The organism is Streptomyces sp. NPDC020681, from assembly GCF_044334895.1.
Taxonomy (GTDB): domain Bacteria; phylum Actinomycetota; class Actinomycetes; order Streptomycetales; family Streptomycetaceae; genus Streptomyces.
Genome location: NZ_JBIRTX010000009.1, coordinates 42,467 through 67,193 on the forward strand (window position 1 = coordinate 42,467; position 24,727 = coordinate 67,193).

At 71.2% G+C, this 24,727-nt stretch carries 21 protein-coding genes and 1 tRNA gene; 13 read left to right on the forward strand and 9 right to left on the reverse strand.

The genetic code is table 11. The annotated features are described in order from the left end of the window. The first annotated feature begins 4 nt into the window (after positions 1 to 4). Genes ACH4YL_RS22225 through ACH4YL_RS22235 form a run of 3 tightly spaced genes read left to right on the forward strand, consistent with a single transcriptional unit; the run spans position 5 to position 3,322 of the window. On the forward strand, positions 5 to 1,009 hold the full coding sequence (locus ACH4YL_RS22225; RefSeq protein WP_398509140.1) for a carbohydrate ABC transporter permease: 1,005 nt from the start codon (positions 5 to 7) through the stop codon (positions 1,007 to 1,009). A gap of 11 nt (positions 1,010 to 1,020) precedes the next feature. Then, positions 1,021 to 1,866, forward strand: a complete 846-nt coding sequence (locus tag ACH4YL_RS22230) for a carbohydrate ABC transporter permease (protein WP_398509141.1) — start codon at positions 1,021 to 1,023, stop codon at positions 1,864 to 1,866. 46 nt (positions 1,867 to 1,912) lie between these two features. Continuing rightward, positions 1,913 to 3,322 (forward strand): GH1 family beta-glucosidase, encoded by a 1,410-nt coding sequence (locus tag ACH4YL_RS22235; protein ID WP_398509142.1) that lies wholly within the window; start codon positions 1,913 to 1,915, stop codon positions 3,320 to 3,322. A gap of 83 nt (positions 3,323 to 3,405) precedes the next feature. Here the strand turns inward: ACH4YL_RS22235 and ACH4YL_RS22240 are convergent, their stop codons facing one another. From ACH4YL_RS22240 to ACH4YL_RS22250, 3 genes are all read right to left on the reverse strand, one after another. After that, entirely contained in the window at positions 3,406 to 4,890 is a 1,485-nt protein-coding gene (locus ACH4YL_RS22240; RefSeq protein WP_398509143.1) for a cellulose binding domain-containing protein, read from the reverse strand. Between the two features lie 176 nt (positions 4,891 to 5,066). Further along, positions 5,067 to 6,458 carry a sensor histidine kinase gene (locus tag ACH4YL_RS22245; protein ID WP_398509144.1) on the reverse strand — a complete coding sequence of 464 codons (1,392 nt, stop codon included), beginning with the start codon at positions 6,456 to 6,458 and terminating at the stop codon, positions 5,067 to 5,069. Next, entirely contained in the window at positions 6,455 to 7,156 is a 702-nt protein-coding gene (locus tag ACH4YL_RS22250; RefSeq protein WP_398509145.1) for a response regulator transcription factor, read from the reverse strand. The genes ACH4YL_RS22245 and ACH4YL_RS22250 overlap by 4 nt, the downstream gene beginning before the upstream one ends. A gap of 120 nt (positions 7,157 to 7,276) precedes the next feature. Here ACH4YL_RS22250 and ACH4YL_RS22255 point away from each other — a divergent pair, with 120 nt between their 5' ends. After that, positions 7,277 to 7,792, forward strand: a complete 516-nt coding sequence (locus tag ACH4YL_RS22255; protein WP_398509146.1) for a hypothetical protein — start codon at positions 7,277 to 7,279, stop codon at positions 7,790 to 7,792. A gap of 218 nt (positions 7,793 to 8,010) precedes the next feature. On the opposite strand, the gene ACH4YL_RS22260 is transcribed toward ACH4YL_RS22255, so the two are convergent. Together ACH4YL_RS22260 and ACH4YL_RS22265 are read right to left on the reverse strand one after the other, a co-directional pair. Further along, positions 8,011 to 8,880 carry a spermidine synthase gene (locus tag ACH4YL_RS22260; protein ID WP_398509147.1) on the reverse strand — a complete coding sequence of 290 codons (870 nt, stop codon included), beginning with the start codon at positions 8,878 to 8,880 and terminating at the stop codon, positions 8,011 to 8,013. A 78-nt stretch (positions 8,881 to 8,958) separates the two neighbouring features. After that, positions 8,959 to 9,396 (reverse strand): hypothetical protein, encoded by a 438-nt coding sequence (locus tag ACH4YL_RS22265; protein WP_398509148.1) that lies wholly within the window; start codon positions 9,394 to 9,396, stop codon positions 8,959 to 8,961. A gap of 240 nt (positions 9,397 to 9,636) precedes the next feature. Here ACH4YL_RS22265 and ACH4YL_RS22270 point away from each other — a divergent pair, with 240 nt between their 5' ends. After that, on the forward strand, positions 9,637 to 10,995 hold the full coding sequence (locus ACH4YL_RS22270; RefSeq protein ID WP_398509149.1) for a tetratricopeptide repeat protein: 1,359 nt from the start codon (positions 9,637 to 9,639) through the stop codon (positions 10,993 to 10,995). A gap of 14 nt (positions 10,996 to 11,009) precedes the next feature. On the opposite strand, the gene ACH4YL_RS22275 is transcribed toward ACH4YL_RS22270, so the two are convergent. Then, positions 11,010 to 11,606 (reverse strand): histidine phosphatase family protein, encoded by a 597-nt coding sequence (locus tag ACH4YL_RS22275; RefSeq protein WP_398509150.1) that lies wholly within the window; start codon positions 11,604 to 11,606, stop codon positions 11,010 to 11,012. Between the two features lie 197 nt (positions 11,607 to 11,803). Here ACH4YL_RS22275 and ACH4YL_RS22280 point away from each other — a divergent pair, with 197 nt between their 5' ends. From ACH4YL_RS22280 to ACH4YL_RS22310, 7 genes are all read left to right on the forward strand, one after another. Beyond that, positions 11,804 to 12,682 carry a phosphatase PAP2 family protein gene (locus ACH4YL_RS22280; RefSeq protein ID WP_398509151.1) on the forward strand — a complete coding sequence of 293 codons (879 nt, stop codon included), beginning with the start codon at positions 11,804 to 11,806 and terminating at the stop codon, positions 12,680 to 12,682. Further along, positions 12,612 to 13,742, forward strand: coding sequence for a hypothetical protein (locus ACH4YL_RS22285; protein ID WP_398509152.1), 1,131 nt, complete (start codon positions 12,612 to 12,614; stop codon positions 13,740 to 13,742). The genes ACH4YL_RS22280 and ACH4YL_RS22285 overlap by 71 nt, the downstream gene beginning before the upstream one ends. Then, on the forward strand, positions 13,733 to 15,319 hold the full coding sequence (locus tag ACH4YL_RS22290; protein ID WP_398509153.1) for a hypothetical protein: 1,587 nt from the start codon (positions 13,733 to 13,735) through the stop codon (positions 15,317 to 15,319). The genes ACH4YL_RS22285 and ACH4YL_RS22290 overlap by 10 nt, the downstream gene beginning before the upstream one ends. Further along, positions 15,316 to 16,653, forward strand: coding sequence for an AAA domain-containing protein (locus ACH4YL_RS22295; RefSeq protein WP_398509154.1), 1,338 nt, complete (start codon positions 15,316 to 15,318; stop codon positions 16,651 to 16,653). Before ACH4YL_RS22290 ends, ACH4YL_RS22295 begins: the two co-directional genes overlap by 4 nt. Positions 16,654 to 16,826: 173 nt before the next feature. Further along, the gene (locus ACH4YL_RS22300) at positions 16,827 to 17,168 is read left to right on the forward strand and encodes a hypothetical protein (protein WP_398509155.1); all 342 of its coding nucleotides are present in this window, start codon (positions 16,827 to 16,829) and stop codon (positions 17,166 to 17,168) included. A gap of 147 nt (positions 17,169 to 17,315) precedes the next feature. Beyond that, positions 17,316 to 18,005 carry a bifunctional DNA primase/polymerase gene (locus ACH4YL_RS22305; protein ID WP_398509156.1) on the forward strand — a complete coding sequence of 230 codons (690 nt, stop codon included), beginning with the start codon at positions 17,316 to 17,318 and terminating at the stop codon, positions 18,003 to 18,005. Continuing rightward, a tRNA-Lys gene (locus ACH4YL_RS22310) sits at positions 17,996 to 18,069 on the forward strand. The genes ACH4YL_RS22305 and ACH4YL_RS22310 overlap by 10 nt, the downstream gene beginning before the upstream one ends. Positions 18,070 to 18,127: 58 nt before the next feature. Here ACH4YL_RS22310 and ACH4YL_RS22315 read toward each other — a convergent pair. Further along, positions 18,128 to 19,414 carry a M6 family metalloprotease domain-containing protein gene (locus ACH4YL_RS22315; protein WP_398509157.1) on the reverse strand — a complete coding sequence of 429 codons (1,287 nt, stop codon included), beginning with the start codon at positions 19,412 to 19,414 and terminating at the stop codon, positions 18,128 to 18,130. Positions 19,415 to 19,761: 347 nt separating this feature from the next. Between ACH4YL_RS22315 and ACH4YL_RS22320 the strand changes: the two genes are divergently transcribed. After that, positions 19,762 to 21,576 carry a putative bifunctional diguanylate cyclase/phosphodiesterase gene (locus ACH4YL_RS22320; RefSeq protein WP_398509360.1) on the forward strand — a complete coding sequence of 605 codons (1,815 nt, stop codon included), beginning with the start codon at positions 19,762 to 19,764 and terminating at the stop codon, positions 21,574 to 21,576. Positions 21,577 to 21,709: 133 nt separating this feature from the next. Here the strand turns inward: ACH4YL_RS22320 and ACH4YL_RS22325 are convergent, their stop codons facing one another. Both ACH4YL_RS22325 and ACH4YL_RS22330 read right to left on the reverse strand, forming a co-directional pair. Then, the gene (locus ACH4YL_RS22325; protein ID WP_398509158.1) at positions 21,710 to 23,398 is read right to left on the reverse strand and encodes a glycosyl hydrolase family 18 protein; all 1,689 of its coding nucleotides are present in this window, start codon (positions 23,396 to 23,398) and stop codon (positions 21,710 to 21,712) included. Positions 23,399 to 23,605: 207 nt separating this feature from the next. Next, the gene (locus tag ACH4YL_RS22330; protein WP_398509159.1) at positions 23,606 to 24,679 is read right to left on the reverse strand and encodes an LLM class flavin-dependent oxidoreductase; all 1,074 of its coding nucleotides are present in this window, start codon (positions 24,677 to 24,679) and stop codon (positions 23,606 to 23,608) included. Between the last annotated feature and the right edge of the window lie 48 nt (positions 24,680 to 24,727).

Genomic DNA, 24,727 nt, shown 5'->3' on the forward strand with positions numbered 1-24,727 from the left:
CGGTATGGCAAGTGACGCACCGGCCGCCGCGCCCTCCCAGGGGGAGGAGGGCGCGGCCCCGCGCACGATCGACGCGGCGGTGGCCGACGACCGCCGCCGGGACCGGCGCAGCCGCCGCTACCGACGGGACGTGAAGTGGAGTCCGTACGCCTTCGTCGCGCCGTTCTTCGTCTTCTTCCTGGCCTTCGGGCTCTTTCCGCTGCTCTACACCGGCTGGGCATCGCTGCACCGGGTGGAGCTGACCGCGCCCACCGACATGGAGTGGGTCGGGCTGCGCAACTTCTCGCGGCTCCTTGAGGACGAGTTCTTCTGGAACGCGCTGAAGAACACGGTCACCATCGGGCTGATCTCCACGGTGCCGCAGCTGCTCATCGCGCTCGGCATCGCGCATCTGCTCAACTACCGGCTGCGCGGCTCGATGTTCTTCCGCGTCGCCGCACTGACTCCGTACGCCACCTCGGTGGCCGCGGCCACGCTGGTCTTCGTGCTGCTCTTCGGCCGCGACTACGGAATGATCAACTGGGCTCTCGGTCTGGTCGGCATCGACAGCGTCGACTGGCAGAACGGCACATGGACCTCGCAGCTCGCGGTGTCCACGATCGTCATCTGGCGCTGGACCGGCTACAACGCACTGATCTATCTGGCCGCGATGCAGGCCATACCGAACGATCTGTACGAGTCGGCGGCGCTGGACGGGGCCTCCCGCTGGCAGCAGTTCATCCATGTCACCGTCCCCTCGCTGCGGCCCACGATCCTGTTCACCTGCGTGGTCTCGACGATCGGCGCGACCCAACTCTTCGGCGAGCCACTGCTGTTCAACGGCAGCGCCGGAGCGACCGGCGGCGCCGACCACCAGTTCCAGACGCTCGGGCTCTATCTGTACGAACAGGGCTGGGTGAACCTCCATCTCGGCCGGGCGTCGGCGATCGCCTGGGCCATGTTCCTGATCCTGCTGGTGATCGGCGCGATCAACTGGCTGCTCGCCCGACGACTGAGCAAGAACGCGTAGGGGGCCCTGTGATGTTGAGCGCGAAACGTGCCGGACGCCAGCTGCACGGCGGCCGGATCACCTATGCCGTACTGATCGTTTTCACCGTCGGCTCGCTGTTCCCTCTGGTGTGGACGGCGATCGCGGCCTCCCGCAACAACACCCGGCTCGCGCAGACCCCGCCGCCGTTCTGGTTCGGCGGCAATCTGTTCAAGAACCTCGAGATCGCCTGGACCGACGCCAACATGGGCACGGCCCTGCTCAACACGACGATCGTCGCCGGGTCGATCGCGACCGGGACCGTGCTCTTCTCCACGCTCGCCGGCTTCGCCTTCGCCAAACTGCGCTTCCGCTTCAAGAACCTCCTTCTGCTGCTGGTGATCGGCACGATGATGGTGCCGCCGCAGCTCAGCGTCGTACCGCTGTACATGCTGATCGCCGAGCTGTCCTGGACCGACCAGCTCCAGTCCGTCATCCTGCCGACGCTGGTCAGCGCCTTCGGCGTGTTCTTCATGCGGCAGTACCTCGTCGAGGCGCTGCCGACCGAGCTGATCGAGGCGGCCCGCGTGGACGGCGCGAGCAGCTGGCGCGTGGTGTGGCATGTCGTCTTCCCGGCGGCCCGGCCCGCGATGGCGGTGCTCGGGATGCTGACCTTCGTGATGGCCTGGAACGACTTCTTCTGGCCGATCATCGCGCTGACCCAGAACGGCAACCCGACCGTGCAGGTCGCGCTGACCGGGCTCGGCCGCGGCTATATCCCCGACCAGTCGGTGATCATGGCCGGCGCGCTGCTCGGCACGCTGCCGCTGCTGATCGCCTTCGTCGTCTTCGGCAAGCACATCGTCGGCGGCATCATGCAGGGCGCGGTCAAGGGCTGACGCTGTCTCACCTCACTGTCCTCACGCACACGTTGGGAGCTCGTCCATGTCTGTCAGCTTTCCGCCCGGGTTTCTGTGGGGCTCGGCCACCGCCGCGTACCAGATCGAGGGCGCCGTGCGGGAAGGCGGCCGCACACCGTCGATCTGGGACACCTTCAGCCACACGCCCGGCAAGACCGAGAACGGCGACACCGGGGACACCGCCACCGACCACTTCCACCGCCGCGCCGACGACGTCCGGCTGATGGCGGATCTCGGACTCGGCGCGTACCGCTTCTCGGTCTCCTGGCCGCGGGTGCAGCCGACCGGCCGCGGTCCCGCCGTCCAGCCCGGCCTCGACTTCTACCGCGGACTCGTCGACGATCTGCTCGACCACGGCATCAAGCCGGTGCTCACGCTCTACCACTGGGATCTGCCGCAGGAGCTGGAGTCCGCCGGCGGCTGGCCGGAGCGCGAGACGGCGCACCGCTTCGCCGACTACGCCCGGATCGTCGCCGACGCGCTCGGCGACCGCGTCGATATGTGGACCACCCTCAACGAGCCCTGGTGCAGCGCCTTCCTCGGATACGGCTCCGGTGTCCACGCCCCGGGCCGCACCGACCCGGTGGCCGCGCTGCGCGCCGCCCACCATCTCAATCTCGCCCACGGCCTGGCCGCCCAGGCGCTGCGCGGCACGCTCCCCAGCCACGCCCAGCTGTCCATCAGCCTCAATCCGAGCGTCGTCAGAGCCGGCAGCCAGAGCCCGGCGGACCTGGACGCCAAGCGCCGTATCGACGCGCTCGCGAACCGCGTCTTCGCGGACCCGCTGCTGAGCGGTGCGTATCCGCAGGACCTCTTCGCGGACACCGCCCAGCTGACCGACTGGTCCTTCGTCCACGGCGACGATCTGGCCGTCATCCGGCACCCCCTGGACTCGCTCGGACTGAACTACTACTCACCCGCAGTTGTATCCGCTGCCACTGACAGTCACCCCGAGCGAAGCGATGGCCATGGAGCGAGCGAGCACTCGCCTTGGCCCGGAGCGGACAGCGTCTCCTTCCACCAACCGCCCGGCGACCGCACGGAGATGGGCTGGTCCATCGACCCGACCGGCCTATACGACCTGCTGATGCACTACACGCGCGAGGCGCCGGGCCTGCCGCTGATGATCACCGAGAACGGCGCGGCGTACGACGACAAGCCCGCCGCCGACGGCTCCGTCCACGACCCGGACCGCATCCGCTATCTGCAGGGCCATCTCGCGGCCGTGCACCGGGCGATGGACGACGGCGCGGACGTACGCGGCTACTTCCTCTGGTCCCTGATGGACAACTTCGAGTGGGCGTACGGCTACGGCAAGCGCTTCGGCGCGGTGTACGTCGACTACGAGACGCAGACCCGCACGCCCAAGTCGAGCGCCCGCTGGTACGCGGAGCTGGCACGGACGGGTGTGCTGCCGGACATGCCGGCGTCCTGACGGAGAAACGCGCGTCCCGGCCGGGTGGGGGGTGGCCGGCCGGAACGCGCGCGTGGGGGGTGGGTGGGGGGTGGCAGCCGGGGCTACTTGTAGGCGGCGAAAGCCTTCGTGAACGCCAGCGGGGACTGCAGGATCGAGCTGCACGTCGCGTCCGCCGCGGGCTTCTCGCCGCCCGCGCACTGCTTGTCACGCGTCGAGGACCACATCGACAGCCAGCCCATGTCCTTGGACTTCGCGAACTCGACCAGCTGAGAAGCGTCCTCGACCTTGAAGATCTCGGTCACGACGTCGTTCACGCCGATCATCGGCGTGACGGCGACCGCCTTCCACGCCGCCGCGTCCGACAGCCCGAGCACGCCCTTGATCTGCGCCTGGGTCGCGGTCGCCGCCTGGATCGCGTACTGGCCCATGTCACCGCTGTAGGCCGGTCCGTAGTCCATCGCCATGATGTTGACCGCGGAGATCTTCACGCCGCTCTTCTTCGCGTCGGCGATCAGGTCCACGCCGGGCTGCGTCAGGCCCTCCGGCATGACCGGCAGCGTGAAGGAGACATCCAGGTTCGGATGCGACTTCTGCAGCGCCGCGATGGCCTGCGAGCGGCGGGTGTTGGCGGCGGTGTCCGGCAGGGCCGCGCCCTCGATGTCGAAGTCGACCTTGGTGAGCTTGTACGCGTCGATGACCTTGCCGTACGCCTTCGCCAGCTCGTCGGCCGAGGCACAGCGCAGGCCGAGTTCGGAGCCTGCCGCGCCGCCGAAGGAGACGCGGACGTCGCCGCCCTTGGCACGCAGGTCACCTATCTGGTTCGCGACGGCGTTGCTGTTCAGGTCGGTGACACCGCCCCAGAGCGGCGCGCAGGCACCGCCGGAGGTGATGAAGGCCAGGTTGAACTCCTTGACCCCGGTCTGCGCCGAAGCGTCCAGCATGTCGTACGCCGGGTAGAGCGAGGTGTCGATGTACGGCGCGAAGCCCGCGGTGGCCTTCGGGCTGCCGGTCTGGGTGGGCGTCGGAGTCGGCGTCGGCGGCTTGGTCGGGGTGGGCTGCTGTGTGGGCGGCTTGGTCGCCGTCGGCGTCGGGGTCGGCTTCGGGGCCTCGGTGGGACGGCCGCTGGGCTGCGGCGTCGCGCCGTCGTCGACCGAGCACTTGACCTTGTTGATGAGACACGACGTCGGGTCGGCGGCGGTCGCCGATCCGCCGGCGGCGGTCACGAAGCCGACCGTGACGGACTTGCCGGGCGCGAGCTCCTTGTTCCAGCTCGCGGGCTTCACGGTGATGTGCCGGCCCTTGACCGTGTGCTCGCCGTTCCACAGCGAGCTGATCGTGGTCCCCGCCGGGAGGTCGAACTCGAGCGTCCAGCCCGACTGTGCCTTGTCGGTGGCATTGGTGATGACGTACTGGCCGGTGTAGCCACCGGTCCAGGAGCTGGTCTTGGTGTACGCGGCGCCGACCGAGGCGGCTTGTGCGGTGCCCGCGAGAGCGAAAGCCGCGCCGCCGATCACGGCGGCCGCCACGATCGCGCCGACCGCCTTGGTCCTGACGCTCGCGGTGCGCCGATGCGTACTGGTGCCCATTGCCTGCCTACCTCTGTTACGGGGGTGGGGGGTGTGGCAGCACGCTAGCGGGCCCGAAACGGACAAATGACCAGTTCAGGGCAGGAGTTGTGGTTCTTAGGACGGCCTTAAGGAAGGCATCGGAGCGGATTAATGGTGGAGACCAGTGACACGTTTGCGCTGCTCGGCCCAGGGAGTCAGACCGTTGCCCGCTTGCGGCGTCTGACCGTCCCCCGGTGGCCTCGGCGCACGCCCGGAGCGCCTCCCGCCGGTTCGAGGCCGATCCAGATGCGGACCTCCGTGCCGCCCAGCACCGAGCTGCCGATACGGACGTCGCCGCCCGTCGACTCAGCGACGCGGCGCACGATGTCCAGGCCGAGGCCCGTCGAGCCGGCCCGGCCGCCGCTGTTGCCGCGGGCCATGGCCGCCTCCGGGTCGGCGATTCCCGGGCCGGCGTCCGAGACGAGGACTATGACCGCGTCCTCGCCGTTGTGGACGTCGACGGAGAAGGCCGTGCCGACGCGTGTGTGACGGAAGACGTTGCCGAGCAGCGCGTCGAGCGCAGCGGCCAGTTCGGGCCGGGCTACCGGGATCCGTACGGGACGGTCGACGCCCGCCACGCGCACCTTGCGGCCTTCGTCCTCGGCGAGCGCGGACCAGAAGTCCATCCGCTCGCGGACCACTTCGGAGGCGTCGCAGCCAGAGCCCGGCCCGCTCGCCATGGTCTGCGGCTTGGCCTCCCGCGCGGTGCGGATGATCGTGTCGACCTCGCGCTCCAGCTGCTCGACCGCGGCCCTGGTCTGGTCGGCGGCCGGTCCTTCGCCGAGCGACGCCGCGTTCAGGCGCAGCACGGTGAGCGGCGTACGGAGCCGGTGCGAGAGGTCCGCGGCGAGTTCGCGTTCGTTGGCGAGGAGCTGGACCACCTGGTCGGCCATGGCGTTGAAGGCGATCGCGGCGGAGCGCAGTTCGGTCGGGCCCTCCTCCGGGACGCGCGCGCCGAGTTTTCCCTCGCCCAGGTCGTGGGCCGCGCCCGCGAGGCGTTGCGCGGGCTGCACCATCCGGATGCCGAGCCGGTCGGCGACGGCGACGGAGCCGACCACCAGCGCAATGCCGACGACGGCGAGCACCAGCCAGGCGGTGGTGATGCCGTTGCTGACCTCGCCCTCGGGCACGAACACCTCGACGACCGCGATCTGGCCGGTGCCGATCGCGGTGGGCTGCAGCAGCGCGGAGCCGCCGACGACATCGGTGATGGAGGCGCGGCCGAGCCGCTGCGTGGTGGCCAGGTCGATCCGCGCGGCCCGGCGCTGTCCGATCTCCACCGGTACGCTGCCGGGCTCGCCGGAGGCCGGTATGTGCACCGCCATCCGCCCGGCCGCGCCGGCCTGGGTGGACATGACGGCCCGCTCCAGCGGGCCGCGTTCGGCGGTGATGGACAGGGTCGGGCCGATCGCCGCGGCCTGCCGCTCGGCGTTGGAGAACGCGCGGTCGCGGGCCATCTCCTTGATGACGAGCCCGAGCGGCACGGCGAACGCCAGCACCACCATCACCGTGACGGCCAGCGAAACCTTGACGAGGGCCCATCTCATGGCTGTTGTCCGTTCGGCGGTTCCAGCTTCACTCCGACTCCCCGCAGCGTGTGCAGATAGCGGGGCCTTGCCGCGGTCTCACCGAGCTTGCGACGCAGCCAGCTCAGATGGACGTCAATGGTCTGGTCGTCGCCGTAGCTCAGCTGCCAGACCTCGGCGAGCAGTTCCTTGCGCGGTACGACCACGCCGGGCCGCCCGGCCAGAAACGCCAGCAGGTCGAACTCACGCCGCGTCAGGTCGAGCGCCGCGCCGTCGAGCTCGGCCTGGCGGCGCAGCGGGTCGATGCAGAGCCCGCCGACCTGGAGCACCCGCGAGGGCGGGGCCTCACCGGCGGCGGCCCGTGAACGGCGCAGCACGGCGGCCATCCGCGCGGACAGGTGCTCCACCGAGAAGGGCTTGATGAGGTAGTCGTCCGCGCCGTCGTTGAGCAGCCGGACTATCTCCGTCTCGTCGTCCCGCGCTGTGGCGATGATCACGGGTACGTCGGTGATCCCGCGCAGCATCTTCAGCGCCTCGGCCCCGTCCAGATCGGGCAGGCCGAGGTCGAGAATCACCACGTCGAAACGGATATGGGCCACCTCGCGCAACGCCTCGAGGGCCGTGCCGACGCTCCGTACCGTGTGGGAAGCCTCGGTCAGGTGCCGGATGAGGGCGGAGCGCACGAACTGGTCGTCCTCGACCACGAGCACACTTGCCATGGGCGGCACCGTACGCCATACGAGGTATCCCGGTCGCCATCAGGAATAACCCGGTGACCATCCGGAGCATCTCGCTCCTCTTGGGGACACGTGTGGGGCGCGTGGTGCAGTATGGCCCCGATGCGTAGAGGACTTGTACATGCCATGGCGTGGTCGATGTCCACCGGCGCGGCGGTCACGCTGTCCTGGTGGGGCGTCCACACCGTCATGTCCGGGACCGCCTACGACCGGCCACGCGCGCTGCCGATCAACGCGGACTCCACCACGCAGGGCGCGAAGCCACAGGCGTCGTCCACGCATCGGGCGCCGAGCCCGACGAAGAAGCCGAGCCCTTCGGAGACGGAGCGCGGCCCGTCGGCGACCCCGTCGGCCAAGAAGCCGTCGAAGCCGCCCAGTTCGGCGACCAGTCCGTCCGGAAATGTGAAGGGCTACACCGTCGACGGCGGCCGGGTCGTGTTCGACATCGGCGCCACGTCGGCCGAGCTGGCATCGGCGACGCCGAACGCGGGCTGGCAGATGCAGGTGTGGACACAGCCGGAGTGGATCCGCGTGACGTTCACCAAGGACGGCCGCGAGGTCTCGGTGTTCTGCACATGGAACGGCCATCCGCCGATGGTCCAGTTCGACGAGCGCTAGTCGGTTGTGACCGGGGCGCGGCCCCGGACCCCGCGCGCCTCGCGACCGGACACGACCTAGGGCCTTTCGTCTGGATCAGGCCGGATGAGTGAGCGGGCTCTGGTGCCGTGGATCGCAAGGCGGAGGAGGGAGGCATGGCGGAGCCATGCCGACCGACGACAACGCGGCGAGGCGCGGCACCAGGGCACGCGAGCCCGGCAAGATCCAGACGACAGGCCCTAGCGGAAGACCGCGGGTGGCGGGACCGGTGACGGTCTGGCGCTGGCGTCCGTGACCGGCGGCGCGCCGCCCGTGAAGTCTGTTAGTGACCTGCCGTGTTCGACGCGGCCGGGATGCGGGTCGCTCGCCACCCGCCGGGTCAGTTCAGGCACGGCCAGCGGCAGGTCGGACGCGAGCAGCACGGCGTTGCCGAAGCGGCGGCCGCGCAGCACGGTCGGATCCGCCGCGAGCGCGAGCTCCGGGAACAGCGCGGCGGCGGTGGCGACTTGGGCGCGCAGATGGCTGAGCGGCGGGCCGTCGGCGAGATTCGCGGCGTACTGCCCGCCGGGCCGCAGCACCCTTCGTACGTCGGCGAGGAACTCCGTGCTGGTCAGATGTGCCGGCGTTCGGGCGCCGCTGAAGACGTCCGCTATGACCAGGTCGGCCCAGCCGTCGGCGATCCTGCCGAGTCCCTCGCGGGCGTCCGCGGACCGTACGCGTATCCGGGCACCCGGGTCCAACGGCAGCTGCTGCCGGACCAGTTGGACGAGCGAGGCGTCCAGCTCGACGATCTGCTGGGTGGAACGCGGGCGGGTCGCGGCGATGTAGCGGGCGAGCGTGAAGGCTCCGCCGCCGAGATGGACGACCTGGAGCGGGCGGCCGGGCGGGGCGGCGAGATCGGCGACATGACCGAGGCGGCGCTGGTACTCGAAGGAGAGATGGACCGGGTCGTCGAGATCGACATGGGACTGCGGCGCGCCGTCGAGGAGCAGCGTCCAGCCGCGCGGCCGCTCGCGATCGGGCACCAGCTCGGCGAGCCCGCCGTCCACCGGCACCGCAAGGGTCTCGGGGGCACCGCCCCCGCCCTTGCGTCGCTTGCTCTTCGCCACGCCACCATTATCGCGGCAGGTGGCGGGCCCCCGCCTGCGCGGGGCGGGCGGCCGGGCCGAGCGGCGTCCGGAACCGCCCTAGCGGCGGCTGTCGGCGGCCCGGATGAGACGGGCGGCCTCGTCCAGCGCCTCGCGCAGCGCCTCCGGATCCGTGACCTCTTCCGCGTCGCCCGGCGGAAGCAGCCAGCCGCTGCCCCGCACCGGAGGCTCGGCCGGAATGCGCAGTCCGTGTCCCGAGGTCTGCGTACAGGCGCTGCCCGGCATGTCCCAGCCGTCCGCCGTACCGGGCGGCACCAGGAAGCCGACGGTGTCGCAGGACCCGTCGTGCAGCACGGGACCCACGGCCGCCGCCGGGTCGGCGGCCCGGCGCATGATGTCCACCGCTTCGAGGCCCTGCCGGGCGGGAACGGTGACCAGGTCGCAGGGCTCGGCAGGGCCGGCGGCGCGTCCGCCGGGAGGTGCGCTGCCGTCCGGGCTTGGCCGGTGCCGAGCGGTCGTCGCGGTGCTCTTCTCCATGCCGACCTCCAACAAGGGGATCCCCTCCTCGCTCGAGTGGAGACACGTAGCGGGTCTCCGCATGGTTCAACGCCCGTTGCCGTCAAGGGCTACGGCGGCACACCGCCGCAAAGGATGGCACTTCATGGCAGATCGCGGGGGAGTTATCCCTTTTGTAGGCAAACCCTGCGTGCGCGGTCTGTCACAGCAGGTACGTTCTTGCTCCGCCGGAGCACGGCAGCACCAAGAGGGGGCTCTGCCATGGGGTCGTCGTCACAGCCATCACAGGCGGTTCCCAACCTCGCCTTCCGGCGGCTGCGCGGACAGCGCTCGCCGGGAGAGTTCGCGGCGGCGGTACGCAAGGCCGCTCGAGAGATCGGCGAGCAGGTCTCGTGCGACGCCCGCTATGTAGGGCGCGTCGAGGCCGGCGAGATCCGCTGTCCCAACTACGCGTACGAGCGCGTGTTCCTGCACCTGTTCCCCGGTCTGACACTCGCGGATCTGGGCTTCACGGCGCGGGAACGGGTGCGGGGCGGGAGCGGACGTGGCCGGCTGCCGCAGTCGCCTCTTGGTGCGCTCGGCGACGGCAACAGTGACATCGACAGCGACGAGGAGAGCGACGTGCTGCGTCGCGCATTCATGACGAGCGGTACCGCCACGGTGGCGGCCGCGTCCTTCGGGTTCGGGATCGGCCTGGTGCCCGCACAGCGCCGGGTCGGCGACACGGAGGTGCACGCCGTCGAGGAGGCCGTACGGCGGATCCGGCTGCTGGACGACCGGCACGGCGCGGACGGGCTGTACCAGCGGGCCGCGCAGCCGCTGCGCGCGGCGTACGCACTGCTCGACGCGGGCATGACGGCGCGCAGCTCCACCGCGGACCGGCTGCACTCCGGAGCGGGCGAACTCGCCATCTCCGTGGGCTGGCTGGCACATGACTCGGGCCGTCTCGAGGATGCGCGCTCGCACTACGCGGAGGCGCTGGCGACGGCGCGGGTGTCGGGCGATCCGGCGCTGGAGGCGCACGCCTTTTGCAACACGTCCTTCCTGGCCAGGGACGCAGGCCGGTACCGCGAGGCGGTCCGCGCGGCCCAGGCGGGCCAGCGCGCGGCCCGCCGGCTGGCCTCACCTCGGCTGCTGTCGCTTCTCGCGCTGCGGGAAGCGGGCGGCTGGGCGGGACTTCGGGACCGTACGTCCTGCGAGCAGGCGCTGGCCCGGGCGCACGCGTACTTCGAACGCGGCGCGGCCGAGGCCGACCCCGAGTGGATGTCCTTCTTCGGCGAGCCGGAGCTGGAGGCGCTGCAGGCCCAGTGCTGGGCGGCGCTGGACGACTGGCCGCGGGCGATCCGCCATGCCCGTCGTGCGGCCACGCTCCAGGACCGCCGGTTCACCCGGAATCTGGCGCTGTACCGGGCGGAGTTGGCAACGGACCTGGCGCGCGGCGGCCGCCCCGACGAGGCGGCCTCGGCGGGCCACCAGGTCCTGGACCTCCTGGACGGCGTGCAGTCCTCGCGCATCCAGTCGATGCTCGCGACGACGTCCCGCGTCCTGCGCCCCCACCGCCGGGCCGCTCAAATCGCGTCCTTCCTCGACCGCCACGAAGACGCCGCGCTCCCGCTGTGACCAGCGGCGGGACCTCAACGCTCCATGTGCGACGTGTCGTTCCAGCGGTCCAGCGCCGGGTCCCCGTAGGCCCAGCCCAGTACCGAAAGCGCCGTCGGGTCCAGGCGGAGGTGGGCCGCGAAGGACGGGGGCAGGTCCAGCCAGCGGGCCGCGAGGACGCGCAGGATGTGGCCGTGGGCGAAGAGCAGCACGTCGCGGTCCGAGTCCCGGGCCCAGGCGATCACCTGGTCCGCACGCTCGCCGACCTGTGCCAGTGACTCGCCCTCCGGGACCCCGTCGCGCCAGATGACCCAGTCCGCACGCTCCGCCTGGATCTGAGTCGACGTCCGGCCCTCGTACGCGCCGTAGTCCCACTCCATCAGCGCGTCCCACTCGGTCGCCCGGTCCGCGAAGCCCGCCAGCGCGCAGGTCTCGGACGCCCGCAACAGCGGGCTGGTGCGCACCTCGACGTCCGGCAGACCCGACCACGGCGACCGGTGCAGCCGCTCGCCGAGGAGCTTCGCTCCCCTGCGGCCCTCGTCGAGCAGCGGGATGTCCGTCCTGCCGGTGTGCTTCCCGAGCAGGGACCATTCGGTCTGGCCGTGCCGGGCGAGCAGAATGCGCGGTGCCATCTGGCGGGTCTCCCTGGGGTTCCCGAGGTTCACATGCGGTGTCGTTCCATCATCGCCCACCTGAACGCAGGGCAACCTCCGGGACGATCTCAGCGTCTTCCGGTCGCCGGGACCCGCTGACAGGGTGCTGTCCCATACACCGTACGGTTGACCGGTGGCCAACGGGTCACCAGAACACACGATGGAGAAACGTCCGGATGCCGTACACCGCGCCTCGCCAACGGCCCCGCTGGTGGACCGAACTGGTGCTGATCGTCGTGGTCTACGGCGCCTACACCTGCGGCCGGCTGCTCGCGCGCGGCGACGAGTCGACCGCGGTCGACCACGGCCTCGCGATACTCCGGGCCGAGAAGGCACTCCTGCTCAATGCCGAGCATCCGCTCAACCGTCTGTTCACCAAGACCCCGGCCCTCGGCATACCCGCCGACTTCGCCTACGCGTCGCTGCACTATCTCGTCACCCCGGCCATCCTGATCTGGCTCTTCCGCCGCAGGCCCGCCGGCTACCGCGCCGCCCGCACCTGGCTGCTGCTCTCCACCCTCCTCGGCCTCATCGGCTTCACGCTCCTGCCGACCTGCCCCCCGCGCCTGCTGGACGCCGGATACGGCTTCGTCGACACGATGGCCCAGTACAGCTCGTACGGCTGGTGGGGCGGCGAGGCGAGCGCGCCGCGCGGCATGGGCGGGATGACCAATCAGTACGCGGCGATGCCGAGCCTGCACGTCGGCTGGGCGCTGTGGTGCGGTGTGATGCTGTGGCGGCACGGCCGTACGCCGCTGATGAAGGTCATCGCCGTCGCCTATCCCCTGCTCACCACGATCGTGGTGATGGGCACCGCCAACCACTACTTCCTCGACGCGGTCGCCGGCGTCGCCGTGATGGCCGCCGGCGCGCTGCTGACGCGGCCCGCGCTGCGACTCGCCGACCGCCTGCGGACCCGTATCCCTCCGCTGCCTTCCGCCTCGAAGTCCCCGATTGTCAGCACCGGATGCGAGACTTCCGCGGGTGAGCGAATCCCTGGACAGCGGACCTCGTCCGCAGGCGCCGACGACAGCACTCCGGCAGCGACTCGCTGAGCTGCGCGGCCCGGCCGCGCAGCCGCATCCGCTGGACGCCAGAGCGCTGGCGGCCCTCGCCGCGAACCCGGGCTGCGAGCGGCGTGCGCTGCTGGACGGAGCCGGCGTCGACAAGGCCGCGCTCGCCACGGCGCTCGGGGCTCCTGCGGCGTTCGGGCAGTCGCAGTTCGCTTTCATGCGCGGCAATGCCTTCGAGGCGAAGGTCAAGGCCGACGGCGGTACCGAACTGCTGCGGCTGCTCGGCGTGGACACCCCGGCCGAGGTCCTGGTGCCCGATCTGTCGGCGGCCGGTCCTGAAGGCCGCGCGGCACGCACGGCGCTGGCGCTGCGCGAGGCGACCGCCGCGCAGGCGTGGACGCTGCTCGACCACCCCATGCTGGCGCTGGAGGTCGCGGGCTCACCGGCCTATCTGGAACCGGACGCGGTGGTGGTCCATCCCGACGGCCGGTGGACGGTCGTCGAGATCAAGTCCTTCCCGATGATCGACGGCTCGGCGGACGCGGCGAAGGTCGGCGCGGCCGCCCGCCAGGCCGCGGTGTACGTACTGGCGCTGGAGCGGGTCGCCGCGCTGACGGACGGAGCGCGGGTCGCCCACTCGGTCCTCCTGGTCTGCCCCAAGGACTTCTCCAATCTGCCGACCGCGTCGGTCGTCGACGTGCGCAAGCAGCTGTCGGTCACCCGCCGCCAACTGACCCGGCTGACCCGCATCGAGGACATCGCCGCCGCGCTGCCGGAAGGCACCACCTTCGATCTGGAGCGTCCCGCGGAGGAGCTGACGGCCGCGGTGGAGTCGGTGGACGCGGCGTACGCACCGGAGTGTCTGGCCGCGTGCGAGCTGGCCTTCCACTGCCGTGACCGGGCCCGTGAGGCGGGTGCGGTGACGGCGCTGGGCCGTTCGGTCCGCGGTGAGCTGGGCGGGCTGACGACGATCGGCGACGTGCTGGCGGCGGCGCGGGACACGGCCGTCGACCCCGACGGCCCCGACGATCCGGCGGTCGCCGCGCTGCGCAAGGCGGCGGCGCTGCGGGCCGAGGCCCTGGAGGCGGCCGGATGTCGCTGATCTCCACCCTCGCCCGGCTGGAGGCCGTGGAATCGGGACGGGCCACCCGGCTCGCGACCGTACGGCACCGGCATCTGACCGACCGGCCGCTGGTCCTCGTACCGCTCACCACGGCCGGTGAGGCGGGTGCGCCGCTCGGCGCTCTCGTCGGCACCGACGAGAAGGAGCCGCGGCTGCTGGTCGTGCCGCAGCCGCGCGACCGCGAACTTCGGTTCACGTTCCTGGCCGAGCTGGCGGACGCCGTGCTGCCGCATCTGGACGCGTACGCCGACGACATCGAGCTGGTCGAGCGGACCGAGGCCGATCCGGAGACCGGCAAGCGGGTCAAGGTCGAGGCCGAACTGTGCGCGGACGCACCGCAGTTGATCGTGCCCGGACGGGCCGGCGTCGACTTCGTACGGCTGCTCGGCCGGTCGATGCGGTTCCGGCGTACCGCCGAGCAGGACCCGGACGCGCCGTATCCCGCGCCGCCGCGCGTGCCGCTGCTCGGCCGCTGGCTGACGCACTACGGCGAGCGGGCGCGGGTCCCGGGTTCCTCCCTGCTGCTCGCGGCTACCGATCTGCTGGCCCGGCACTGGGCCACGGGCCAGTCGTCGCTGGAGGACCAGCACTTGGGCGCGCTGCTCGCCTGGATCGACGCGCCGGAAGGGGAATCGGGCGCGGAGGCGGCGCTGCGGGCCGAGTTGGCGCGCGACGCGCGGGGCCAGTTGCTCTTCCCGCCCGCGGGCCCGGCCACCGATCCGGCCTTCGACAACAGGCTGCTGGCCCCGGCCGTCGAGCGCTACGACCGGGCGCGCCAGGCACTCGGCGCGGCCGAGGACGGAGCCGTGGCGGATGCCCGGCTCGGCGAACTGACCGCCGCCGAGCGGGAGATCCGCCGGCTGCTGCTGACCCAGCTGGAACCGACCTGGCACGCGGTGTGGCGCGGCCTGGAGCTGCTGCGGGAGCTGCCCGAGGGTTCCCGGGCCGCGGACCGCTGGACCCGGGACCGCTGGTCGTTCACCGCGCACCGCGATCGCGTACGGGCAGGGGAGCCGCCGCAGCCGCGGCGCGACGACGCGGTGACGGCCGCGCAGAAGCTCGCCTCGCGCGAGACGGCCCAGGCCCAACTGGAGGCGCAGGAGGCGCTGGACGACCCGCTGGTGCTGGCCGGGCGCAGGCTCACGGGCGAGGCGTTCGTCGGCGAGGTGACGGAGGTGGTGATGGCCTGGTCGGAGTCGAAGCGGCCGAGCCCGCGCCCGCTGGTCACGCTGCGCACGGACGACCGTCCGCATCTCGGTGAGCGGGCGAAGGTGTACCGCTCGCTGGAAGGCAAGCCGCAGACCGCGGAGTTCGTACGGTACGAGGCCGACGGCGTCCTGGTGCTGCGGCTGACCGACCGCATGGGCCGCGCCAAGGAGCCGGCGGAGGGCTCGGTGCCGGTCAAGGGCGACCGGATCGCCTGGACGCTGTTCGAGCACGACCAGCGCGGCGGCCCGAAGCTGCCGGACCCGGAGGACACTCCGTGGACCCACGGCGGCCCACCGGGCGCATCGGCGGAAGCCCCGGACGCTGTGACCCCGGAGGACGTCCTGTGAACGGGGCAGTGTTCGATCCCGCCGCCGAGGCCGCGCGGGCCACCGAAGCCATCCTCGGCGACACGCTGCACGGCACGGCCCGGGGCGTCGTCGTGGACTCTCCGCCCGGCGCGGGCAAGTCCACGCTCGTGGTGCACGCCGCACGCGAACTGGCCGCGGCCGGACGGCCGTTGATGGTCATCGCGCAGACCAACGCACAGGTCGACGACCTGGTGCTGCGGCTCGCCGAGAAGGACCCGGAGCTGCCGGTCGGGCGGCTGCACAGCAATGACCCGGACCCGTACGACAAGGCGCTCGACGAACTCGCGAACGTCCGCAAGTCCGCGAAGGCGGGCGACCTCGCGGGCCTGGAGATCGTCATCTCGACCGCCGCGAAGTGGGCGCATGTGCAGGGCGTGGAGGCCTGGCCGCACGCGATCGTGGACGAGGCGTACCAGATGCGCTCGGACGCGCTGCTCGCCGTCGCCGGGCTCTTCGAGCGCGCGCTGTTCGTGGGCGACCCGGGTCAGCTGGACCCGTTCTCGATCGTCGGCGCCGACCAGTGGGCCGGGCTGTCGTACGACCCGTCGGCGAGCGCCGTCACCACGCTGCTGGCGCACAATCCGGAGCTGCCGCAGCACCGGCTGCCGGTCTCCTGGCGGCTGCCGGCGTCGGCCGCGCCGCTCGTCTCGGACGCGTTCTATCCGTACACGCCGTTCCGCAGCGGCACCGGCCCCGGCGACCGGCGGCTCTCGTTCGCCGTCGAGTCGGACGGCTCGGGCCCCGACCGGGTGCTCGACGAGGCGGCGGAGTCCGGCTGGGGCCTGCTGGAGCTGCCCGCCCGGCACACGCCGCGTACGGACCCCGAGGCGGTACGGGCCCTCGCGCTGGTGGTCCGGCGGCTGCTGGACCGCGGCGGCGTCGCGACCAGCACGGGCGCGCCGGATCCCGTCCCGCTGACCGCGGACCGGATCGCGGTCGGCACGGCCCACCGCGACCAGGCCGCGGCGGTCCGGGCGGCGCTGGCGGAGCTCGGCGTCCGGGATGTGACGGTGGACACGGCGAACCGGCTGCAGGGCCGGGAGTACGACGTCACGGTCGTCCTGCACCCGCTGTCCGGCCGGCCGGACGCGACGGCGTTCCATCTGGAGACGGGCCGGCTGTGCGTCCTGGCCTCGCGGCACCGGCACGCGTGCATCGTGGTGTGCCGGGCGGGCGTCTCGGACCTGCTGGACGACCACCCGTCGACGGAGCCGGTCCAGCTGGGAGTGACGGTGAAGTTCCCCGACGGGTGGGAGGCGAACCACGCGGTCCTCTCGCATCTGGCGGAACACCGCGTGCCCTGGCGACCATGACCCACCGACGCAGGGCCACAGCCCCGGGCCCCGACCCCCGGACCGGGTCTTTTGCCGCCGGCGGGCGCCGCGCGCCGGCGGCGGCCGGAGATGCAGCACGGCCCTCTTGCGCACGGCGGGAGAATGGATGGCGGTCCGGAGCACCGGACGCCCAGTGCAAGGAGGAGTCACCCATGGCGGAATCCCAGCGGAGTGAGCGACGGCTGCGACCGGCGCCGCTGCTCTTCGAGCCGTCGGAGGCCGCCGCCGACCCCGAGCACTTCTTCGATCTGGAGTCGATCGAGGACCCCGCCGACCTGCTCGCCCGCGCCACCGAGCTGACGCTCGCCTTCCGGGCCGCCGCCGACCGCGCCGTGGAGTACCAGGCGCTCGCCGCGGCCCAGCTCGCAGACCCGCGCCGGTTCGACCGGCTCACGCCCGCGGACATCGCACAGCGCGCGGAGTGGACCGAGGACTATGCCAAGAAGATGATCGAGTTCGGCCGGGGCCTGCTCGACAGCGGTTCTCCGCAGTAGAACAGCCGCACTCCGCAATAGAACAGGACAGCGAAACATCGCACCGGCATATGCCGAGGGTGCAAGATACCCCTCCGCGACCCGCCGCGTCCCGAGTTCCGCCAACCCTGAGGAACGAACTCGTCACACCCGGTAAATATGCTGGGTATGAGCGCATGGCTGCGAGACGACCCACGCCTGACCCCCGACGTCGCCCCTGACGTCACCTCCGGCGCCGCAGATGTCACCGACGAGGAGCGCCGGACCGACATCTTCGCGCTGCTCCGCGACGAGGGCCGTCACCAGGTCGCTCAGGTCACCGCGCCCGGCGCGAGCTGGCTCGCCTCCGCCGCGACGCATCCGCGCTCCATGCTCGCTCTCTGGGAGACCACTCCGGCCGCACCCGCCGTACTCCCCTGCGGCACGGCCTTCGACGTGGTCAACGTTCCGGCGATCTTCGGCCGCCAAATGCTCGACCGGCTCTGGTCCGAGGGGCCGGGCTCCGGGCCCGTGGCCGTGCACCGCGGCCGGATGATGCTCTTCACCGCGCCCGGCACGGCCCAGCGCCTGCCGTCGCTGCTCGACTGGGAGGAGTGGGGCGACTGCGTGCCGCCGCTGATGTGCCACGGGACCGGCGACGCGGTGACCATCCCCGCGCTGTCCCGCGGCCCGGCCGCCTCCGGGCCGCGCTGGCTGGTGGCTCCCGACACCCGGCACCCGTGGCTGCCGGGGCCCGAGGTGGTGCTCTGGGCGTGCGTCCGGGCGGCGCGCGAGGTCTCCGCCCCGAGCGTCCGTATATCGATTTTTCCTCGTGGCGATCAGGATGCTAAGGTCTACGACGTCAGCAGGCGCCGCTAGCTCAGTTGGTTAGAGCAGCTGACTCTTAATCAGCGGGTCCGGGGTTCGAGTCCCTGGCGGCGCACAGACGGCAAAGGCCCTTCGCGAGAGCGAGGGGCCTTTTGCATGCCGTGCCGCGAGGGCTACGCGGTGCTGATCCTGACCGTGAACGCGCCCGTGCGCGTCCGGTCCGCCACCTCCACCCGGGTCCGCTCCCCCGGCTTCCCCGGCATCGTGAACGTCTCGCCGACCCCGAGCGGCGCATCGGCCAGCGGCGGGTACACCGACTGGTCCCAGCACGCCTCGCTGTCCGGATGTGTGTCCACGACCTCGATCGGGCCGCCGCCGGAGGCCGTGTCGGACTGCACGCGGTAGAGCAGCACGCCTTCCGAGCAGGTCGACTCGTCGTTGCCGGTGCGCTCGCGGGCCTCGATCGCGAGCGCGGTGCCCTCTCCGGTCCGTACGATCGCGAGCCGGGTGCCGAGACTGCCGCCGGGCGCCGGCGCGGCGGAGACCGGCTCCAGCGTGATCCGCTCGGTCTTGGTGACACAGCGCACGGCCTGCTCGTCCAGCCAGCCGAGCTTCCACTTGTTCCAGGCGAAGAGGTCGGGGGACAGACCGAACTGGCTGCCCATCACATCCCAGTCGCCGACGAAGGTGTCCCAGTCGCCCTTGCCGTCCGTCGGCCGGTGGTAGAGGTCCGGCAGGTCGAAGACGTGCCCGGTCTCGTGGGCCAGCACATTGCGGTCCGGGGGATGGCGTTCGAAGACGGTGACCACCCGCCTGATGTCGACCCCGTCGGCGCTCAGCGGCCGGTCGAAGTTGACGACCTTCGTCGCGTCGGAGTCGACGCCCGGCGCGTCCGGGTCGGCGACGAGATAGACGATGTCGTAGCGCGAGAAGTCGACACTCCGGTCGGCGGCGGCGACCGCGTCGCGCAGATACACGCTGCGCCGCCGGTTGTCCCAGTCCCGCCTTATGCCGTACGCCGTCGAGGCCTTGGGCATCGCCACCCACTTGCTCTGCGAATGGGCGCGCAGCGTGAACTTCCCGTACGAGGCGCGCTCGAAGAATCTGCTGGTCTCCGGGAAGTGGTCGGCCGCGAGCGTCTTCGGATCGTTGAGCGGCACGGAGTCCGGGAACGACAGGAAGACCATGACCGCGTCGAGTGCGTGGTCCGGGCGCGGATAGGAGGAGTTCCAGGTGTCGAGGCCGAGTGAGTGGTGGGCCGTGCTGCGGGGCAGGGCGCACGGGCCCGCCGAGGTCCTGGCGACGGCCGGTCCGGCGACCAGGGACATGGCGGCGAGCGCCATGAGGGACGTGAGGCCGGCGGCGACGCTGCGCAGCCGCGTACGTTCCACTCCCCCGGGTGTTCCCGCGGGTGACTGCTGACCCTCCACGTAGACCTCCGGCTGCGGAATGGGAGACACCTCAACCACCTTGTGCCGGTTTGCAGTGGTTCGCCCTGTTCCGGTGCCCCACTCGGGTGACCGAGCCGAAACCGGCCCGACACCGACCCGAGACCCGGCGACACTCCGATGGCTCACGGAACGTCACATTCGGTCAGCGCGGAATCGTGCCCAGCTCAGACCCGTGCAGAAACGATCGGCCGGGTGCCACGAACGGGCTGCGCCCGAGCGGCGGAGCTGGAACGCCCCACGGACCTGCCTCTATGATCGGCACACTTTCCCAGCCCTTCCCCGACCTGATGGTCCGGCCACTGCCCGACCACATCTGGACGACCCTGTACGCCACAACTGCACTGCGGGAGCGAGCGGTGAGCGGAACCTCCGAAGGAACAGGGCCCGCGGGAGTCTCAGTGCCCGACAGGACTCGGCCGATCGTCACGGAGCGTCACAATGTCGGCCGTTCCGCCGCCGAACTGCGTGACTGCCGGGCCGCGTTCAACGCCGCGCATCTCGCGATGTCCGTCCTGGACCACGAAGGCCGGATCGTCACCCCCAACGCGGCCTTCGCCGCCCTGTTCGGCACCGAGCCGGCCGCCCTCTTCGAGCAGGTCGCGGCCGATCTCGTCGACCTCGCCTCCGACCGCCGAACCTGGCACGCGTACCAGGAAGTGCTGCGCGGCCGCCGCTCCCGCTTCCGCTGCACGCGCCGCCTCAAGCACCCGGACGGCCGAACGCTGTGGGCCGAGGTCACCGTCGCGCCGGTGCCGGACAGCCGCAACGTGCTGCTGTCCGTCGCGGACATCAGCGACCGGCGCGAGCTGCACGCACGGCTGCGCCATCTCCAGATGCACGACGCCGTGACCCGGCTGCCCAACCGGACGCTCTTCTTCGAACGGCTCTCGGCGGCGCTCGAGTCGTCGGCGTACGACCATGGCTCCACCGGGCGGATCGGCCTGTGCTACCTGGACCTGGACGGATTCAAGGCGGTCAACGACACGCTCGGGCACCGGGTCGGAGACCGGCTGCTCGCGGCCGTCGCGGGACGGCTCACCGAGTGCGCCGACAGCGACGGCCACACGCGCAGCGGCAGCCATCTGGTGGCCCGGCTCGGCGGCGACGAGTTCGCGATCCTGGTCGAGGACTCGACCGGTACGGAGCAGCTCGCCGATCTCGCAAGGTCCGTACTGGTCGCGCTGCAACGGCCGTTCGACCTGGACGGGCAGCGGCTTTCGGTGTCGGCCTCGATCGGCGTGGTGGAGCGCACGGCCGCCGGGACGACCGCCACCGGTCTGATGCAGGCCGCGGACACCACGCTGTACTGGGCCAAGGCGGACGGCAAGGCGCGCTGGACCTTCTTCGACCCCGAGCGCAACGCGCACCGGATGACCCGGCAGGCGCTGTCCTCCACGCTCCGTCCCGCCGTGGAGCGCGGCGAGTTCGCGCTCGAGTACCAGCCTCTGGTGGGGCTCGCGGACGGGGTCACGCGCGGGGTCGAGGCGCTGGTGCGCTGGAACCATCCGCAGTTCGGAACGCTTGCGCCGAATCGGTTCATCGGAATTGCTGAAGAGGACGGCTCGATCGTCCAGCTCGGCCGGTGGGTGCTGCGTACGGCCTGCCGCCAGGCCCGCCAGTGGCAGACGGACCACCCGGACGTCCCGCCGCTGTTCGTCAGCGTCAATGTCGCCGTACGGCAGGTCTGGGACTCCGACCTGGTGGCGGACGTCGCGGAGATCCTGGCGGAGACGGGCCTCGCACCGCATCTGCTGCAGCTGGAGCTGACCGAGTCCGCGGTGATGGGCTCGGCGGGCCGGCCGCTCCAGGCGCTTCAGGCGCTCAGCGACATGGGCGTGCAGATCGCGATCGACGACTTCGGGACCGGCTACTCGAACCTGGCGTATCTGAGCCGGCTCCCGGTGTCCGTACTGAAGCTCGACGGATCGTTTGTCCGCGGCTTCCAGGACGAGGCGCACGCGAACCCGGCGGACGAGACGATCGTCGAGGCACTGGTCCAACTGGCGCACCGGCTGGGCCTGACGGTCACGGCGGAATGCGTGGAGACGTCGGGCCAGGCGTCGCGGCTGCGGAGGATCGGCTGCGACACAGGACAAGGCTGGCTGTATTCGCGGGCGGTGGCGCCGGAGCGGATCGCGTCGATGATCGGGGTCTCGGCGCTGCCGGTCTGAGGCAGCCGGGGATGGGAACCGCCCCCGGCCGGAAGTGAACTTCCGGGCGGGGGCGGTGGTGTGGAGGGGGAACGGCCTTCGGCCGAGTCCTCAAGCGTGCGCGCGGGGTTCGGGAGCGGTGCCCCCGGTTACCTCAGCACGCGCCCTGGTCGCGCCAGACGCCCCATTCGCCTGTGGTGCCCGGCTCTTCGCCCTGGGTCCACCACTGGGCCTTCCAGGTGTGGCCCTTGTGGGAGACGACTGCGCCGCCCGTGTAGACCGCGGCGCTGGACCAGGCCGCTGCCGTGCAGCCGGCCGGCGGGTCCGACGGAGAGGGGGTCGGCGTCGGGTCCGACGGGGACGGGGTCGGGGTCGGGTCCGAGGGGGACGGGGACGGAGAGCCGCCGACCGCCGTGACGATCTCGTTCAGGAGCGTCGTCTGCTCGTCGAGGCCGAGCAGGGAGTACATCATCGCGCCGGCCAGACCCCGGTTGTGTGCATAGTCCGCACGCGCCTGGATCGCCCGCTTGTCGAGGCCGGTGAAGAACTCGCCGTCCTTGTAGAAGTACGCCGCCTTCGCCTCGTCGTCCCAGAACGTCGTCGCCGCGTTGTTGACGATCCCGCCGAGCTCCTTGTAGTGCGCGATGCCCGCCTGCTGGCTCACCGGCCGCGCGCCCGACGCTCCGGTGGCGCTCTGCGCGAGGCCGTTCTTCGTGCCGGCCGGGACGCCCTTCCAGCCGCGGTAGTAGAACTCGTACCCGAGCGTCAGCTTGTTGGCGGGGAAGCCGCCCGCGATGCCGTACGCCGCGTTGCCGTCGATCCACGCGTCGATGGCGTTGTCGATCGAGTACTTCTGCGTGCCCGGCGCGATCGGGTCCGTCGGGTCGGACGCCGGCGAGTACAGCGGCGACTGGTGGTACGTCGGGCCGTCCGCGTCCCAGGCGCCGTGCATGTCGTACGTCATGATGTTCGCGTAGTCGAGATACGCGCCGATCTTGTCCGTCTCGATGTACTTGATCTTGTCCTGGCCGGCCGGCAGTGCCGCCGTCAGCAGGTACTTCTTGCCGCCGTGGGCCGCGCCGTACTCGTCGAGCTGCTTGCGGAACTCGGCCAGCAGCAGCGTGAAGTTGGCCTTGTCCTCGGGGCCGTAGTGGTTGCCGAGGTGGCCGCCCGCCGAGCCCGGGTACTCCCAGTCGATGTCGATGCCGTCGAAGATCCCGGCCGCCGTTCCGGCGCCACCGAAGCCGCCCTCGACCGGCAGATCGCCCTGGATATACTGCTTGATGCAGGACGCCACCAGCTTCTTGCGGCTCGCGTCCGTCTTCGCCGCGTCGTTGAAGAACTTGGAGTAGGTCCAGCCGCCGATCGAGATATTGATCTTCAGATGGGGGTGCTTCGCCTTCAGTTCCTTGAACTGGTTGAAGACACCGGCGATCGGCTGGTTCCAGGTGTCGCCGACGCCGTCGACGCTGTCTGCCGCGCCGAAGGACTTCTGGTAGTCGGCGAAGGAGTCGCCCGCGCCGTCACCGGCGTTGGGGTTGTTGTCGTCGCCCGCCGCCTTGTTCGCCTCGAAGCAGGTCAGCTCGGTCGGGTGGATGTTGCCGAACGAGTAGTTGATGACATCGAGCTTGGCCGCGATACCCCTGGTGTCCAGGTGCTTGGGGTAGAAGGCGTTGCCGTACACGCTCCACTGGTCGTAGTACGCGATCTTCACTCCGCCCGACGAGGGCGCGGCGGCGTCGGCCGCCTGGGCGGAACCGATGCCGACGGACGCGGCCAGCGCGGCGCCGGCGGCGAGCGCAGCACTTGTGAGTGCGGCGATCAAGGGTCTGCGGGAGCGCACGGGCTTCCTCCGAGGGGGGTGCGGAACGGGAGTTGGTGAAGTGATAGCGATCCGGCCACCGCCGAGTCAATGGTCTTGACCAAATAAGGACTAGACCAATTTTCACGCGAAACCGCTTGTCAGACCCGTGCCCGGCCATGAAGAACCGCTCGCCACCACAGGTGACGAGCGGTTTAAGGGTGCTTTAACGCAGCACCTGGCGGTGGATCAGGAAGGAACCACAACAGTCGGCAGTTCGTAGGCGTCAGCGATCAGTTCGTACGAACGAAGCCGCGCGAGACCGCCGTGCGCATTGCCCGTGAGCATCAACTCGTCGGCGCCGGTGCGCTTCTGGAGGTCGTCGAGACCCGTGCGTACCGCGTCCGGGGTGCCGTAGATGACGTTGTTCAGCCAGCTGTCCACGAACTCCCGCTCCAGCGGGCTGAATTCGTACGCCTCCGCCTCCTCGGGCGTCGGAATCAGGCCGGGCCGTCCGGTGCGCAGCCGCACCATCGACAGCGCGCCCGTCAGCACCTGGCGGCGGGCCTCCTTCTCGTCGTCCGAGGCCAGCGCCGAGACGCCGATCAGGGCGTACGGCTCGGCAAGGACCGCGGACGGCCGGAAGGACTCGCGGTAGAGGTCCAGCGCCGGAATCGTGTTCTGCGCCGAGAAGTGGTGCGCGAACGCGAACGGCAGTCCGAGCACGCCGGCCAGCCGGGCGCTGAAGCCGGAGGAGCCGAGCAGCCATATCGGCGGACGCGCCGACGAGCCCTGGACAGGGCCCGGGACCGCGTGGATGCGGGAGTACGGATGGCCGTCCGGGAAGTCGTCGTCGAGGAACCGGGTCAGCTCGGCGAGCTGCTGCGGGAAGTCGTCCGCGCCCTCGTTGAGGCGATCCGTGCGGCGCAGGGCGGCGGCGGTCGGACCGTCCGTGCCGGGTGCGCGGCCAAGGCCCAGGTCGATCCGGCCCGGCGCGAGTGCTTCCAGCGTGCCGAACTGCTCGGCGATCACCAGCGGCGCGTGGTTGGGCAGCATGACGCCGCCCGAGCCGAGGCGGATCCGCTCGGTGTGCGCGGCGAGATGGGCGAGGATCACGGCGGGCGACGAGGAGGCGACACCCGGCATGGAGTGGTGCTCGGCGACCCAGTGGCGGTGGTAACCGCGGCTCTCGGCGAGCCGGGCGATCTCGACGCTGGTGCGCAGCGCGTCCGCGGCCGTGCGGCCGACGCCGACCGTCACCAGGTCCAGTACCGACAGCGGTACGGGTGCGGTCCCGACCGCCGTGCCTCGAATCTCGTCCACCGGTGCGAGCCCTCCTGCGCGTGAAGATACGTACAGCAGCTGCAAACA

Coding starts and splice junctions, on each gene's coding strand:
- ACH4YL_RS22235 (WP_398509142.1), top strand. CDS start 1,913: ATGTCTGTCAGCTTTCCGCCCGGGTTTCTGTGGGGCTCGGCCACCGCC.
- ACH4YL_RS22290 (WP_398509153.1), top strand. CDS start 13,733: ATGTCGCTGATCTCCACCCTCGCCCGGCTGGAGGCCGTGGAATCGGGA.
- ACH4YL_RS22240 (WP_398509143.1), bottom strand. CDS start 4,890: ATGGGCACCAGTACGCATCGGCGCACCGCGAGCGTCAGGACCAAGGCG.
- ACH4YL_RS22245 (WP_398509144.1), bottom strand. CDS start 6,458: ATGAGATGGGCCCTCGTCAAGGTTTCGCTGGCCGTCACGGTGATGGTG.
- ACH4YL_RS22255 (WP_398509146.1), top strand. CDS start 7,277: ATGCGTAGAGGACTTGTACATGCCATGGCGTGGTCGATGTCCACCGGC.
- ACH4YL_RS22300 (WP_398509155.1), top strand. CDS start 16,827: ATGGCGGAATCCCAGCGGAGTGAGCGACGGCTGCGACCGGCGCCGCTG.
- ACH4YL_RS22250 (WP_398509145.1), bottom strand. CDS start 7,156: ATGGCAAGTGTGCTCGTGGTCGAGGACGACCAGTTCGTGCGCTCCGCC.
- ACH4YL_RS22265 (WP_398509148.1), bottom strand. CDS start 9,396: ATGGAGAAGAGCACCGCGACGACCGCTCGGCACCGGCCAAGCCCGGAC.
- ACH4YL_RS22280 (WP_398509151.1), top strand. CDS start 11,804: ATGCCGTACACCGCGCCTCGCCAACGGCCCCGCTGGTGGACCGAACTG.
- ACH4YL_RS22225 (WP_398509140.1), top strand. CDS start 5: ATGGCAAGTGACGCACCGGCCGCCGCGCCCTCCCAGGGGGAGGAGGGC.
- ACH4YL_RS22230 (WP_398509141.1), top strand. CDS start 1,021: ATGTTGAGCGCGAAACGTGCCGGACGCCAGCTGCACGGCGGCCGGATC.
- ACH4YL_RS22270 (WP_398509149.1), top strand. CDS start 9,637: ATGGGGTCGTCGTCACAGCCATCACAGGCGGTTCCCAACCTCGCCTTC.
- ACH4YL_RS22305 (WP_398509156.1), top strand. CDS start 17,316: ATGAGCGCATGGCTGCGAGACGACCCACGCCTGACCCCCGACGTCGCC.
- ACH4YL_RS22275 (WP_398509150.1), bottom strand. CDS start 11,606: ATGGCACCGCGCATTCTGCTCGCCCGGCACGGCCAGACCGAATGGTCC.